Source organism: Bacillus salipaludis (assembly GCF_030938565.1).
Classification (GTDB): domain Bacteria; phylum Bacillota; class Bacilli; order Bacillales; family Cytobacillaceae; genus Neobacillus; species Neobacillus salipaludis_A.
In genome coordinates, this window is the sequence record NZ_JAVGVR010000002.1 from 24832 (window position 1) to 40903 (window position 16072).

The following is a 16072-nucleotide window of genomic DNA, read 5'->3' on the forward strand; positions in this document are numbered from 1 at the left end:
TCGTGGGGTACTATTAGGGAAAAGCAGGGCGAGATAGCCAAACGCGGCCCAAACCTGCAAAAAACCCCTTTCGGAGCTTCTCCCATGTCATATATCCCCTATTAAGAGATTAGCAAGGAAGACCACTTTGGTCTTTTTTTGATTTTAAGCACCAAACATTTACTCCAACACTACGAATCTGACAATATTTACTTTTGTCAGCTTTGTTGTGTTGATTTAATATGATTTGTCTCACTTTATATCTAACAGGTTTGTTTTTGGTTATATTTTTGATTATACATTTTAGTAGTATTTGGTTAGTAGAGAAGGTTCTCATTTTATAAAAACGACCGTTTTTAGTACTTATACCACAGATTATTTATGTATTAAGCGATTAAGCCTAAATGTACAAATTCTGCAAAATGTTGGCGATACCTCAATTAGCATTAATGACAACAACGGGAACTTATTTAAAGGCGGTCAAATAACTACTAATCATACAAGAAATACTAGTGACAGAGTTTTAAAACATTTTAACTTTAAAGGCCAATGGATACTTGAAGATTATAAGTATACAAGTGATCAGGATTACATTACAAGTGAAGAATTAGGCATTGCTAGTGCTAAAACAACTGATTTATTAAGAATAAAGCCAATTTCAAATAATAAAGGTTTAAATCTTGACCCTATCAATATAACGGCCAAAGCGTCCCTATATTCAGCAGGATTTTTGCTCCGCTCTGTGGTTTCAGAAGAATTAGATATAGATGCCGATGAAATAGAAATATCCCAGTGTTTAAGGTCTGAAGTTGGTGATGGCAGTTTTGTTGGAGAAATAATCTTTAGTGATAGGTTGCCAAATGGTGCAGGTTTTGTACGTTGGTTAGAAAATAATTGGATAACCGTGTTAAAAAATATTGTGGAACCAAATGGAAAGCACTCATTTATGGACTATTTAATAAGTGAAAGGCATCAATGCGATACCGCATGTTATAGTTGTTTAATGAATTATAGAAATATGCAGTACCATGGATTATTGGATTGGCGTTTGGGGCTTGCTTTTTTAAGGAGTATCTATGAAAAAAAATACCAGTGCGGGCTAAATGGAGATTTTTCAACTCCAGAATTAAAAGGGTGGATTGGCTTTGCAAAGATGCTGGCTAAACAATTTGCTGATTATTTCCATTATGAATTAACCGAATGGGCAGGAATACCAGGAATAAAAGCAGGAAATAGAAATATTATTATCGTTCATCCTCTATGGGACTTAAAAAACCCCGATGGAATGTTAGCTGATGCTGTAGTGGCTGCAGGCGCTAATATGGACACCATCGATTTTATTGATACTTTTAATCTTGCAAGGCGCCCTGGGTGGTGCCATGAAGCATTAGGAGGAAATATGGATGATGATAATGATGCCTGGTGGTAATATCCCATCACCCATAACCCTAAGTCCATTAAAAAGGATATCAGCAAGTAGATTTTTTGATATGCAATTATGCAGCTATCGAGAAGTATTAGTATCTAATGGGTTGGAAAAACTACTTCCTTCATCGCCGAATAAGTTTTTTGGCCTTGCTGCACATTCGTTTTTGCAAAAGGTTGGATCAGGATTAATCAATGAGCCAGATGATTTTGAAAATGGATGGTTAACTACAGTATCAGAGGTAGAACAGCTCTTGTTATTGTCTGAAAGAGAAAAGCATTTGATTCCTTTAAGCAAAACAGTTAAGCAATTTGAGGTTAGGAAAAGGGTCCTGTTTAATAAAGCATCAAGTTTAATAGTTAATAGAAGAACAGAATGTAAATCCGCTTCTAATTTATTTCATGGAATTGAAAGCTGGTTTCAAACTGCAGATGGTGTAGTAGGCGGCTATTTAGATAGGGTCTTATTAACGGAATCAGGTTATGAAATAATTGACTATAAGACAGGGGCAATTATTGATAAGTACACAATGGATATTAAAGATGCTTATAAATATCAGCTTTTCCTTTATGCAGCCTTATTTTATGAGAATTTAAATGAATGGCCTAGTGCGTTAAAAATTCAAGGAATTAATGGGGAAGAATTTTGTATTAATTACAAAAAAGATGAATGTGTTAGGATACTAAATCAAGCAAGAGAGATGTTTCATCGTGTTAATGAGCTGATAACAAGATTTAACGAGCAAACGGAATTGCAAAAACATTTAGCTCAACCAGTTCCTGAAAATTGTTGCTATTGCAGCGTCCGGCCACTATGTAATGCTTATTGGGAAGCAAAGGAGAAATATCCCCAATTAAAATGGAACAACGATATTAGGGGGCAATTTAAAAGCCTGTCCATATTAGGAAATGGCACCTATCTGCTTAAAATTAAGTCAGGCGTTAAAACCTATAAAATCAGGGGGCTAAAACCAGATAGGCATCGAATCTTAGAAGGTAGTTTTTTAAGCATCTACAATTTATCCAGTGATAAGAGCGAGAATTGTTTTAGTGAGAATATATTAACTACAATATATACTAATTAAAACTACGATGCCCTGCACAAATAAATTAGTTCAATACTGAAACCAGCGTTTAAGAATGCTGGTTTCTTTTTTTTGCAAAAATAACTCTTAAAAGTACTGGGTAACAAATTGGAAAAGAGGGAAATGAATTAGGAATAATTAATTAAGAAAATATAACTAAAAAGTACAAAAGTTTCTACTAAAATATCATATAATGGAAATAGAGGAAAAAATTTTTAAGGAGTAGTTAAATGCGTAGAGGGATAAATTTTACTCCCTCTTATTTAGATTACCCATACCAAGGAGAAAATAATGAAACTTGTAAAATTAGAAATAACAAATTTTAGATCTTTTGGTCCGGAAACGGTTGTTGTTAATTTTGAAAATTTAACAACCTTTTTAGGTTTAAACAGTTCAGGAAAATCTACGGTGATGAATGCTATAAGAAAAATGTTTAGCCCTATAGAAGCAGAAACTGCCTTAGAGGAAAATGACTTCCATCTTGATGCGTTAAAAAATCGTAGCGACAAATTAGAAATAACAGCTTTTTTTGTAGTTGAAGATGGAGAAGAGAATCATGACAAATTCCCCTTTGGTCGTTTAAATTTAAAAACAAACGATGAAGGCAAGTTATTTTTTACTGTAGAATTGGTCGGTGATTTCATAAAAGATACAAAAGAAGTTGTAAAATCTCTATATGTTAACGGGACTGATACATATCCATACAATAATAAACCTATTCAGGCTATATATATTCCTACCTTCAGAAATCCTTTAGAACAGTTAAGAATCACTAAAGACTCTATACTTAATCGTATGTTTCAATTTCTCCAAGACGAAGGTAAAGAGGGCAAGATAATCTTGGAACCTGCCTTAGAAAATTTAAAACAAATTATTTCCGAGGGATGGAAGGAATTTGTCTTTGATAAAAGATATGAAAATATTAATTTGGATTTTATTAATGAAGAACTTATCGTTACGTTCCAGCTGGATGGAAAAAATCAATACTCTTTAGACCAAATCGGAGACGGATTAAAGGCTGTATTCTATATTGTATTAATTACAGCTCTTTTAAATTTAGAGTGGAAATCAATGGACTATTTTGAAAGCCCCGAACGGTTAACTAAAGTTGAAGGTTTTGAACCTTATAAACAATCTGAAATGTATCCTATCTTAAGTATAATTTTACTTGAGGAGCCTGAGAGTCATGTTGCTCCGTACTTTATGGGGAGAATCATCGAAAACTTAAGGGCTTTATCAGGGAGGTCTAATGGACAGGTTATAATTACTTCACACTCTGCTTCAGTGGTGGGTAGAATTACACCTAAAGAAATTCGGCACGTATCAATAGATTATCAGAATTATAAAAGTATTGTTAAGAAGGTATTATTACCCGATGAACAGCAAGATGCATATAAATTTATAGCAGCTACTCTACAAACTTATCCTGAAATTTTCTTTTCACGTTTTGTAGTTTTAGGTGAAGGTGCAAGTGAAAAAATTATTCTTACTAGACTTATCGAAGAATTAAATAATACTAGCCTTGACAGTTCTGCTGTATCCTTTGTCCCGCTGGGAGGAAGGTATGTAAATCATTTATGGTCTTTACTTCAAGATATAAATATACCATTTATTACCTTATTAGATTTAGATAGGGAAAGAGGAAACGATTGTGGATGGGGAAGAATTAAACATATCCTAGAGCAATTAATTTCTTTACAGGAGAATAGAAAACAAAAATATAATGCCGATGAATTATTAACAATTAATGAGGCTAAATACAGAATTGAGGATATTAATGAAATGGATAAATGGAAAATGGAGTCAATTGAAGATGCAAAAGATTTAGAAAAGTGGGCTAATCATTTAGAAAAATATGACGTATTTTTTTCCTCACCGCTTGATTTAGATTTTTTAATGCTATCTACATTTGAAAATGCATATATGCAATTAATCCCACCTGGCGGTGGACCAACAAGTGATGTTACTAGTGCTTTAAAGGCCACTCTAAAAAGTGAAGATAAGGGGGTTACCTTCACAGAAGTGGAGAAAGAAAAAATGATATATTACAAATACTTTTTTCTTGGAAAAAGAGGCAAACCTACAACTCATTTAATGGCATTACAAACGGTTAGTGAAGAAGATTTTGTAAAATTCCTTCCTGATGTTCTAAAACGCTTAAACGAGAAAATACTTCAAAAAATTAATAATGATCCATATGTTAGGACTTAAAAGATTAATTCTCAAAAGAAGTTTGTAGTTACATATAAATAAACCAAATAAAAATTAAATTAAGTATCCTTAGTCTGGGTCTTAATTGACCGGTTTTTTAAGGTGGAGAAAATGAGAAAAGAAGAAATTATTAATTTATTTATTGAAAAGATACATGAGAACCACATATTAAACGATCATGTTCATTTTTTTAGGAAGCACTCATTATCCCGAACTGTACACCCATTTATCAGTATGATGGCTGAAGTTCTGGAGTACTTAGATAGATTGATGCCTACTTATGCTGAACGTATTGTCAATTGGTTATCTACTTTGGTTAATAAAAATGAATATGAGCAAAATTTTGCGGTGTTTGGAGAAATTCTAGTCCTTTATAAAGCTGCTAAAATGGCGGATATTGTAAACGATAAACAATACATTGTGCCAGAACCTTCTAGCGAAAAGGATTCTAAAAATCCGGAGTTTCGATCTAAAATACAAGGAATTTATTACACTGGCGAGGTTAAAACTCCTAGTTTAGCCGAATATATTTATAATCGTCAATCAGGTATTCAAATTACTACCCATTTGCCGGATAGGGATTTATTTATTGATGAGAAAATAATAAGTCCAAATATTTTAAGAATAAAAGATAATTTGGTTAATAACCAAAATAAATATAATGAGTATATTCAAAAGAATGAATACAGGGGAGATTATAGGTTTTTATTTATAGTTTGGGATGATTTCATTAATGAGCCCATCTCCGCATTAATTAATCCTTATTGTGGACTTTTTACTAATAACACCTTTTATCCCAAATCAAATTTTAACTTGATTGATGGTGTTTTTATCGTTCGCCATTTACATCAGTTTCGTAGGATATTGAGAAATGAGGAATTTATGTATGACCTTGAGCATGCTTTTGATTGGCCTTCAGAACAATATCCAGTGGCTTTTGTGCAAAATCCGAATGGTCGAAAAGTTCCCGATGTATTTATTGAAAAGTTTAGTGCGATAGATCCGAATGATATGTTGTTTGCAGAATATAGACCAACAGATTGGGTTGATTGGCGTACAGGAATAGCATTAAGTGGTTTGAGTAGCATTCCAAATGAATACCATAAACAAATTGTGGAAATTGTTCGTGAATCGACCGATACACACATGGACTTATCTTTACCGGAGAGCGCTAATTTTGGGGTGCTTAATTTAGATATATTTGTGGAACATGGTAGGGAATCAAATGGTAGTGTAAATTATGAAAAAGTAATTTCGGAATTTTCTGAAGCTGTTTTATTAGCGAAACAAGCACAAGTGCGATACGAACAAATGGAAAAAGAAAATCAGTTAAAACAAGGAGAGGAGATATATAAATCACAACTTGAAACTCTTAAACGTTCATTAGGGGTTATTGATCATTCCCATACAAAACCTTTAATTTCATCAGTTGATTTTAATAATAATCGCGAGAATTTAACGAAAGAAAAGGTTAAAAAAAATATTAAAGTTGGAAGGAATGAAAAGTGTCCATGTGAAAGTGGTTTAAAATATAAAAGGTGTTGTCTTTTAAAAAGTAAATAAAAAGTAGCATGGCAATTATTGCCATGCTTTTTTTGTTTAACTAAAAGCAATAAGTGGTTTGCAAATTGCAGCTTATTTTTCTTTGTTTTAAACTGGCAGGTTTAACACCTTTGGTCACACCTTGGTCACAGATTAAATGTTTTTATATTTTATTAGATAAAATTAAATGATATATCACTTGATAAAAAAAGTGCATAAAATCAAGACTTTACGGTATTAAATAAAACTAAATGGAATCAAAAAAGATACCTTCCCTCTAACTTCAAAACTGCTTGAGAACAGTTTGTTAGGGCTAGAACCCATAGATTTAAAGTAAAAGATCTCAACACCTTTTATAGTGATTTACAGTAATTGGAAGTCTCGAAAAGCAGTTTTCGAGACTTTTTATTTTTATGTTAGAATACCTTTTGATTACTGATTTTACTCAAAATGAATAGAGTATAGGCTTTAGATTTTTACTATTAAAATTTTAAAGCAAAAATATTATTAACATATATATATACATATATGTTAATTGTAAAATGTTAACAATATCATAATTGTTATATACATATGTTTAATATTGCAGTTGGACCAGTGCGGTTAAAAAGTAAAGAAAATAACATCTATATCAGATATTTGAACGTTTTAAATAATTATATAAATATTGATATACAATTAATTGATTGTATTTTTCATACAACAAAATTAGATGAATAGGTATACATGAAAGAAAAGATAATTGCACAACAATGCAAATCTCCAAAACCCTAAATTCAGGAAACAGGGATTAAAGTAAATTAAGCCTGAAAAATTGAAAATAGTTCTAATCACAATTAATTCATTAAACCAATAGATTCGATTTAAGATTTTGGTTTATATTTCCTTGTAAAATATATATTAAATAATTAGATGCTGAAATCTAGTTACTCTATTCCACAATAAAGGAAGTAAATAATGCCAATATTTTTTTACTATTCTTAGATTTTGAGACAAAGCGAGTATTAAAAAACCCTTTTTAAGTAAAAGTTACCAAAAAACTTTGTATTGTTTAAATTAATAAAAAATAATGCCTTTAAAACAAGTTAACCTTATTTAAATGTAGATAGGAGTTATCTTGGTTGATACGTTCTAAGTAAATATTGGTTGTAGAAATATCGGAATGCCCAGCCCAATCTTTAACCACCGCAAGAGGAACGTCGTTTTCCAACAGGAGAGTGACAAATGTATGACGGAACCAGTGCGGCGTAACGCTCAAATTTTTTCCCGCAAGTTGTACAGCCTCCTTCACAATTTTATACAGAGCAGGGTAGGTTAACCGTTTTTTATTTTCAAGAGGTTCATTTTTATTATATAAAGCGAAAAAAAGAGGACTTGTATCTTGCATATTTATTTCAACTGAGTCATCCATACTTTTTCGAAAACTAAATAGTATTTCTTTTGTTTCCTCTCTTATAGGAATCGATCGAGGTTTATTTCCTTTTCCAATCACATCTGCAAATAGAAACCCTTTTCGATTATAACGAAAACTTCCCCAATTCAAACTTAAAAGCTCACTTGCACGAAGCCCCGTGGTATAGAGGAGGTAGCCAATCAGCAAATTCCTCTTCTCCAATTGTTCTCGATTTCGTGTTGCCCTTACTATTTTAGGAAAGAAGGAAATAAGAAATTCAGCTTCTCTTTGATTCAATTCCCTGACTTGAACACGTGTTTGTGCTTCTTCGTGACGAGTTTCTTCTATTATATGGTGTCCTTTTTTAGACAACGGCTTCGAGATCCAAGTGGAAAGGTGGGCTTTGTAAAATTGTGTTTCATAACCAAAGTCCAATAACCTTCTGAAAAACTCCAATTTTCGTATAGCAGACTTAGCTGCATACTTTTCATTAATAAATTGGTTATAGGCCTTTACTTCCGGGAATCCAAGATCCCGAAATGAAAGGGAATAGTCTGTTAAAAATGTGAGCAGCGTTTTGGCATCTGAACGATATGCTTTAACCGTATGTACAGAAAGCCGCTTATCTTGTGGGAAGAGTTCCTCTAGAAAAAACAATTCAAGAAAATCCTGTTCCGTACTATTTTCAAGAGTGAGGTTACGATTTTCATCAAGTAGATGACGAGCTTTTAGATTCTCCTGTAAATGTGTTAAGTACTGTTCACCATTCATATTTTGAAGAAGAGTCAAGTAATTCATTATTGACCTCCTAAGATTAGTCATAAATAATTATATTATGTAAAGTAAAGATAACTCCTAATTATCTTTACTTAATAATATCACAGAATATCCGTTCTATCTATTATCTAAGTTCCAATAATATAGTTATCAGAACTATAAATCAAAAAAATATTGCTAGGGGGTAGGGAGATGCTGATTGGAAAAATGAAAATATATTACCAATAGAAAAAGAAAAGTTACAATTTTTTAGTGTGTTGGAGATTTGCATTCTAACAAATTTATTTTTCGTTTTATGTATAGTAGTTCACCTAATTTCGCTACACAAAATTTATTGAAAAATTCAAAAAATAGTTCTGTTCCTATTGTAGAGCAGCTAAAAGTTCAGTCATCCCCATAATCTTACATTTCAAAAACAGTTCTTATAAAACCAAATAAGGACACCACTATATAAGCGGTGTCGTAATCCCTTATCATCACTAGCCTTTAATTTTACTGAGCATTTTGTATTAACGGAAAGTCCCACCGAATTGTTGTTCAGCCATTCTTACTAAGCGTTTTGTAATTTCCCCACCGACAGAACCGTTGGCTCTTGAAGATGTCTCGGCCCCGAGCTGTACACCAAATTCTTGTGCAATTTCATACTTCATTTGTTCAAGTGCTTGCTCTACTCCTGAAACTAAAAGCTGATTGTTATTGTTGCTTCGTGCCATATGTATCATCTCCTAAGTGTAATTTATTTACACTATTAGTTTGGAGTAAATAGGTTAGATTATTCCTAACATAGAATTGGTAAATTTTAGACGTACTTAAATAATTTTTAAATTTATTTTATAGGCAAACGTGGTTACTGGGATTAATGCTTTTTTGGTAGATATATGATGGGAGAAAGGAGCTTGCAACACATAGAGATTTAGTAAAAGGATAAAGGATAAAGTTTAATATCATTCTTTACTTAAAATAGAGAACACACCAATTTTCATAATTTAAAAAGGCTTTTCTTAAAGTTAATTTATTTTAAAAGGTATTTAATAAAATATCATATATTTCAACATATATAATAAATAGTACTATATTATATATGTTATTTGTACCTATAATGACAACATCATAATCACTATTAATTTATAAATTAATAGTGATTATGAATAAAAGTTATGATTAACTTCTAGAGAACACCTTAAATTATGCCAGTAATTACCCTATAATACCTGTATATTTATGTTGAATTAAAGAGTAGAGAATGTGAAACTTTTCACTTAAACTAATGGGGCAGGTTAGTTCAACAAGAAAGGAAAATAAATACACTTAAATTTCCTTTATATGGTACCATTGAATCAGAGTGAGTTATTTATTCTTTTAATTGGAGGATATAGAATGAGAATCAAACCAATGGTTTTGGGATTATTTTTTTTTTAATATTGGGAAGCGTTGGATGTGAATCACCCAAAAAAATAAATGAGGATGTAAATAAGAAAGCTGAATACTCATTGACAGTAAAAGAATTGCAGAGTTTAAAAAAAACAACAATAAGCTACACCAAAAAAGAACAGGTTTTATTACACAACATAAATAATGTCTCTTATAACATTGATGAGTTTTATAATGAACAAAATAAGAAATATTACTATGTCCTAAACCTTCAAAAGCATCCTCTTACTGACAATCAAAAACAAAACAAAGTAGTTCCATATAATGTTATTAAGTTCTCCGTTGGTGCATCGCCTAATAAGGAAACCAACTCATTTTTTTACGTTGCATCCTCACCAGTATGGATTAATTTTGAAAACTTATTTGTAAAGGATGGGGCTTACTTCTTGTTTAGTACCAAAAAAGCATTAAATGCTAGGGATTTTCAGGAAGAAGGAATTTTTTCTAACTCTGTACCTGAAGGAAATAAAAAAATAGGAGAAGAAACGTATCGTTTTATTACAAATGAAACAAAAGGCGTTATCTCTGAATAAAAGGAATTACACACTTTTCAAACGAACAGGGTAGAAACGTTTTGAAATCCATACTGTTATCGAAGCATTTTTCTTATTGTGCTAACGGGTGCAATACTTAAAGATCCAGCTGCCAATTCAGGCGGCTTTTTTATTGTGGTAACGGGGCAGCATTCCTGTAATGAGTGAAAATGAGGTTTGAACCAAAAAATAACCTCTTGGTAGAATGAGAGTGTCCTGAAGCTGGCCAGCGAAAAGGACAATACTCAAATACCAGGAGGCTTTAAAATGAATTATAACCAAAATAAGAAGATTGCTCAAATTACTTCACAAACACTTATTATAGGAGTCGACATCGCTAAATTCAAGCATGTGGCACGTGCCCAGGACTTTAGAGGAATAGAGTTCGGGTCAACTTGTTATTTTGAAAACACAAAAGAGGGATTCTATCATTTTCTTAAGTGGATTTCGGAAATAAAGAAAGAACAAAGCATGGATAAAGTTGTGGTTGGGATGGAACCGACAGGGCATTATTGGTTCAACCTGGCACATATTCTAAAGGAAAATGAGATTAAGTTTGTAGTAGTCAATCCATTGCACGTAAAGAAAAGCAAGGAACTCGATGATAATTCACCAACTAAAAATGATGTAAAAGACGCTAAAGTCATAGCCCAGTTGGTCAAAGACGGAAGATACGCCGAACCTACAATACCACAAGGGGTTTATGCAGAACTCCGAGTGGCGAAAAAAATACGCGATCTTTTAACTGATGACCTCCAAACGGTCCAAGGGCAAGTCCATAACTGGATTGATCGGTACTTTCCAGAATTTCTTACAGTCTTTAAGAAGTGGGAAGGAAAAGCGGCCTTACAATTCTTAAAACTATATGCTTTACCACATGAAATAATAGATTTCTCTGATCAAGAACTGCTTACTCACTTAAGAAAAGCCGTTACTCGGAGTGTAGGGCTTAATAAGATTCAAGAGTTAAAGCAAGCAGCCAGTAAGTCCATCGGACTTCGTCAAGGCTCTGATATGGCTAAACTGGAACTGAAAACGTTACTTGATAAATATGATTTAATTCAGCTTAAATTCGAAGATTTAGGTTCAAAAATAGATATTTTACTTGATAAAATACCTGGTGTACCACAAATGTTAGCCATTAAAGGTGTTGGAAGGGATACGGTTGCCGGTTTCTTTGCGGAAGTAGGTGACCTCAATGATTATACTCATCCCAGACAAATTATTAAGCTAGCAGGCTTAAGTTTAAAAGAAAATACTTCTGGTAAGCACAAGGGAAAAACAACGATCACAAAAAGGGGTCGGAAGAAACTGAGGGCTCTATTGTTTAGAGTGTGTATGATTCTGGTTGCAAAAAATTCAGCATTTAAGGCATTACATGCTTACTATACTCAACGTTCTGACAATCCATTAAAGAAGATGCAGTCCCTTATTGCATTATGTAATAAACTGATTCGTATTTTCTTTAGTATAAGTAAAAAGCAATTTGAATTCAGTGAAGAAAAGATGTTAAAGGATGTTCCTCATTTATCAGTAGCAAAAAACATAGAAATGGCCGCTTGATTCTGTTTTAGATTAGATTAAATAGTAGCTGAGTATTTTTTAGATTTGGGTACATTTGAAGCATGGATTAGTCGGCAAAGCAACTAAATTACGGGCAAAGGACCCTGTGGGGCAGCATGGCTGACATCCACCTCATGGAAAGGTTGGACGAAGGAATTTGAGAGCGAAGACTCTGTGAGGCATGGGAGGGTTGACCTCCATGAGAAATGTGGATATCCACCAATGCGATCATATTTTTACTCATCCTCCAATTTCTGTAAGTGATTGGTTTAGTGGGCTATAAGTCTTTTTTCTCAAATGGTCCAGTTTTATCCTTTTCAGTAATGTTCACCCAACAATTAAGTAATTACCGAAAGGTAAACTACTATGAAAATCTAAGAAAAACAGAGAAATCAGGAGATTTTGCTTTCTTTATTGAGGGAGAATAGTTCAATAATGGAACCTACAAAAGTAAATAATTTTACATTTTTGTTGGTTCCTTTATTATATGCCTTCTGAAGTGCCCAAAAATGTTTCTGTCATTTATTCAAATTCATTCTTACGGTCTCTGAAAAAGTCGTAGAAATACCTTACATTTTCAAGTTCAGTCCATCTATAGGTTCTCAAAAGGGGGGCGTCAAGATTATAGATTTTAGCATCTAGTGTTCCCAACATAAATGGCGAATGTGTCGCTATAACAAACTGACAGTTAAAAAATCTAGCCAGTTTATTGATTTCTTCCGCCAACTGAATTTGGTTTGTCGGTGAAAGAGATGTTTCAGGTTCATCGAGTAGGTATAATCCATTAGGGGCAAGATACTCATCAAATATTTGCATGGATGTTTCCCCGTTAGAATACTTCTCATTGGCAAACTTCATAATCTCGATTTGTTTGTACATCTGTGAAGAGTGTTTCAACTTTTCCAAATTTTCCTTAGTATACCCCAATTTAGAGTGCTGGTACAGGTAACCTTCCTTAAGAACTGCTTCCTGCTGAATCTTCTTAATCTCATATAAAATATCTTCGCTTTTGATGTACTGACTATTAGGCGGTATTCGATTTGACTCTCCGTCACTCTTATTTTCGCCTAGGTTGTATGAACAATCCATCATGTAATCTGGCGGGTATGTATTATAGCCATTATTTGTAAGGTCCTCAGCCCCCGTAATATTCAGCTTGTTTGCTATTAAATTTAACAGCGTGGACTTGCCCGAACCGTTGTTACCATACAAAACTGTAATGTTATTAAAGACAAACACTTCTCCAGTTATTTTTCTAAACACATTGTATGGATAGGCATTAGGATTCTTGACTGTATGAGGGGAAAGTTTAAAGCTTTTTAAATATATCATATGGGTAAACCTTCCTTTTGGAAAATGAATAGCTATAATCAATACTATTATCATTTTACCACGTTTGTAGAAATATAGAGTGAAGGTTGAATTTATGTTGTTCAGCAACGCTTTTTCTTCTAAAGTGTAGGAATACCTTAGTCTATGAGGTATTAAAAGTGTTAAATTAGACTATTCATACCTTCTCTTCTTACTATAGGGGTGCAGGAGTATAAGAATGGGACTGCTGCGGCAATCCCTTTTTCTTATTGTACTAACGGGTGCAAGAGTTAAAGATGAGGATCGCTGCAGCGGTCTTTTTTTCTTGTTTCACTAACGGACTTTTTTGATGGATTATTTTAGTCCATCGACAATATTTTTAAGTGTTTTTTTGAGTTTATTCGTATTATATGATGTAAACGTTTATCAATAGAATACGGGTTGGGGGATGCGAACTTGGATGATGAGATATTATCAAAAAGGTTAAAAGCTCATGAGATAGACGATTTTTCATTAATCATGAGCAAATATAATAAACTTTTATGGGTTATCATTGGTGGGATTTTGAATGAGGTTGGTACACTACAGGATATTGAGGAATGTATCTGTGATGTTTATATCAAGCTATGGGAGAGCCCAAAATCATTTAATCCGAAAAAAGGAACTTTGAAAACTTTCTTAGCTACGATTGCAAGAAATAAAACCTTAGATAAATACCGACAATTGACAAAAATGAAAGCCGTTGAACTGAACGATTCCAATCATGCCTCTAATGGTGATTTGCTAGACTATGTTTTAAACAAAGAAACATGTGAACAACTTTATATAGCCATTAAATCATTTGATGAACCTGATAAAGAAATTATGATACGTCGCTATTTTCTTGCGGAAAAACCAGCTGCGATCGCAAAAAAAATTTCCATCAATGTAAAAGAAGTTGAAAACAGGCTATACCAAGGGAAATTAAAACTAAAAAGGTTGCTAGCGGACCAAGGAGGTACGGTTTGAAAACAAATCAATTGATTTCAGATTTGAGTGAAACACAAATCGATGAACTACTTAATTATGCTCCTACATATTCAGAGCAAAACGATAAAAATATTATGAACCGTTTTATTGAGAAAACATCTGAGATAAAAAAGAAACATACTAAAAAGAGACCACTAATTGCTGCGGTAATGGCAGCTAGTTTACTATTTTCTGCAGGGTTGGTTTATGCAAATTCAGATAAATTGACTGCCATTTATCATGGAATTTTTGGTGAAGGGGGAACGTCATATATAAATCAATATGGTACTGTTTTGAATAATGAAGTTGTACATGATGGAATTCAGCTGAGATTATTGTCGGTTATTCACAATCCCTCTGGTGATGTAATGATATTCTTCACGTTAACAGATAAAACAGATGACCGATTAAGTAAAACGACAAAACTGCACGCAAATTTTGGATGGGATAATCTTGACTATGATTCTGCCACTAAAACAATTACTTATATGGCGGATATAAATGGAGAGCAAAGTCAAACAATGACTTACTCTATTCACTCTATCACTACTGATAATGGGAAAAAATACAATGGAAATTGGTCGGTCAAGTTTAAAGTTCCTGCACAAGTAAAAACCCTTGAGATATTTGCTAATAACAACTTCTCCCTACACAATGGAGCAAATGTAAAGTTTGATAAAATAAGCTTAGACCCACTAGGACTAACAATAAATTTTCACACTTTATCCTCCATTAATAGCATTAATCGAGATTCATGGGTAGACTGGGATGGCTGGAACAACAATACATTTGTAACTTATAAAGATGGTACAACTGTAAATTTATATGCTTACATGGCAGACAATAATCGGGCAGTATTTTCAACGGGATCAAGAGCAAATAGGAAAGTTATTGACCTCAAAAATGTAGCATCTATTACAATTGAAAATCAGAAAATGCCTGTATCAAACAAATGATTTATCAAAATCACAAAAGGCACTATTTATACTTTTAATTCAAAAACCTCTATACTTAGTTTGTAAAATAATGTATTTAAGCTAACGGGTGCTTTTGTTTCACAACAAACGGACTGTTTCGGCAGTCTTTTTTTGTTACCCGTTATTTAACTAAAGGGGCAGGTTTGTGGAGAAGGATAGCTGAGATTAACTTTGGGGAAAATACACCTAATTTTAATTTAAGGTGATGGTATTGTGAATTTATTGCGATTTATTATACTTTTATTTTCATTAATGCTATTTAATAACACCCCTGCACTAGCAGCTCCAAAACAACTCAATCTTTTAGAAAGCCAGTTACTGTCTTTTATGACTGGTTTGCACATAGGAGAACCGAAACAAGCCGTTGAATTGTGGATATTAGGCGTGAATAATCGAAGCGGTGCTGTCCAGTATGCGATGTTGTCCCCTTCGCTTCAAAAACAATCAAGGAGAAAATTTGAGCAAACTCGCTGGGTGACAGGTCAGTCAAGCCCTTCGGTTAGTAACTTTCGTTTTACCAAAGTAGAAAGCTTAGCGAATCCAAAATGCGGTATACCGTTAAATACGATTTATGGGCATCATATGGAGATTTTGGTGGTGGGCAGAAAATTATAACTGTGGAAAAAAATCTAGAACCATTTAAAGAGTATTGGTTTATTTCATCAATAACAACGAAATATAATCAATATGAAGCATTTACCCCAGGCGAAACAGTTTTAAAATAGAGAAATCCAACAAAAAAACGTTGTTGATCATTTTATAACAGCGTTTTTTTACTGTGATTTTCACTGTGAGATTTGAACAGAATTCATATGCGTATTTATGATTCTTATACTT

General features: G+C 33.0%; 12 protein-coding genes. 9 read left to right on the forward strand and 3 right to left on the reverse strand.

All coding sequences use genetic code 11. The features are described from left to right. The first annotated feature begins 292 nt into the window (after positions 1–292). From RCG21_RS31165 to RCG21_RS31180, 4 genes are all read left to right on the forward strand, one after another. Positions 293–1408 (forward strand): MrfA Zn-binding domain-containing protein, encoded by a 1116-nt coding sequence (locus tag RCG21_RS31165; protein WP_308914338.1) that lies wholly within the window; start codon positions 293–295, stop codon positions 1406–1408. Next, positions 1383–2489: a PD-(D/E)XK nuclease family protein gene (locus RCG21_RS31170; protein ID WP_308914339.1), complete on the forward strand. Its 1107-nt coding sequence runs from the start codon at positions 1383–1385 to the stop codon at positions 2487–2489. Before RCG21_RS31165 ends, RCG21_RS31170 begins: the two co-directional genes overlap by 26 nt. Positions 2490–2780: 291 nt before the next feature. Further along, on the forward strand, positions 2781–4700 hold the full coding sequence (locus tag RCG21_RS31175) for an ATP-dependent nuclease (protein WP_308914340.1): 1920 nt from the start codon (positions 2781–2783) through the stop codon (positions 4698–4700). A 111-nt stretch (positions 4701–4811) separates the two neighbouring features. Further along, a complete protein-coding gene (locus RCG21_RS31180; protein ID WP_308914341.1) occupies positions 4812–6263 on the forward strand; it encodes a YecA family protein in 1452 nt (483 codons plus the stop codon). Positions 6264–7317: 1054 nt separating this feature from the next. Here the strand turns inward: RCG21_RS31180 and RCG21_RS31185 are convergent. Together RCG21_RS31185 and RCG21_RS31190 are read right to left on the reverse strand one after the other, a co-directional pair. Further along, positions 7318–8433, reverse strand: a complete 1116-nt coding sequence (locus RCG21_RS31185; RefSeq protein WP_308914342.1) for a tyrosine-type recombinase/integrase — start codon at positions 8431–8433, stop codon at positions 7318–7320. A gap of 488 nt (positions 8434–8921) precedes the next feature. Then, positions 8922–9125, reverse strand: coding sequence for an alpha/beta-type small acid-soluble spore protein (locus RCG21_RS31190; RefSeq protein ID WP_308914343.1), 204 nt, complete (start codon positions 9123–9125; stop codon positions 8922–8924). A 777-nt stretch (positions 9126–9902) separates the two neighbouring features. Between RCG21_RS31190 and RCG21_RS31195 the strand changes: the two genes are divergently transcribed. Then, a complete protein-coding gene (locus tag RCG21_RS31195; RefSeq protein ID WP_308914344.1) occupies positions 9903–10376 on the forward strand; it encodes a hypothetical protein in 474 nt (157 codons plus the stop codon). Between the two features lie 267 nt (positions 10377–10643). After that, positions 10644–11939 (forward strand): IS110 family RNA-guided transposase, encoded by a 1296-nt coding sequence (locus RCG21_RS31200; RefSeq protein WP_308914345.1) that lies wholly within the window; start codon positions 10644–10646, stop codon positions 11937–11939. A gap of 522 nt (positions 11940–12461) precedes the next feature. Here RCG21_RS31200 and RCG21_RS31205 read toward each other — a convergent pair. Beyond that, complete coding sequence (locus tag RCG21_RS31205) at positions 12462–13379, reverse strand: AAA family ATPase (protein WP_308914346.1); 918 nt, start codon at positions 13377–13379, stop codon at positions 12462–12464. Positions 13380–13706: 327 nt separating this feature from the next. Between RCG21_RS31205 and RCG21_RS31210 the strand changes: the two genes are divergently transcribed. The 3 genes from RCG21_RS31210 (at position 13707) to RCG21_RS31220 (ending at position 15850) form a co-directional block, all read left to right on the forward strand. Continuing rightward, positions 13707–14258: a sigma-70 family RNA polymerase sigma factor gene (locus RCG21_RS31210; RefSeq protein ID WP_308914347.1), complete on the forward strand. Its 552-nt coding sequence runs from the start codon at positions 13707–13709 to the stop codon at positions 14256–14258. Further along, entirely contained in the window at positions 14255–15214 is a 960-nt protein-coding gene (locus tag RCG21_RS31215; protein ID WP_308914348.1) for a DUF4179 domain-containing protein, read from the forward strand. Before RCG21_RS31210 ends, RCG21_RS31215 begins: the two co-directional genes overlap by 4 nt. A 234-nt stretch (positions 15215–15448) precedes the next feature. Beyond that, positions 15449–15850 carry a hypothetical protein gene (locus tag RCG21_RS31220; RefSeq protein ID WP_308914349.1) on the forward strand — a complete coding sequence of 134 codons (402 nt, stop codon included), beginning with the start codon at positions 15449–15451 and terminating at the stop codon, positions 15848–15850. The last annotated feature ends 222 nt before the right edge of the window (positions 15851–16072 follow it).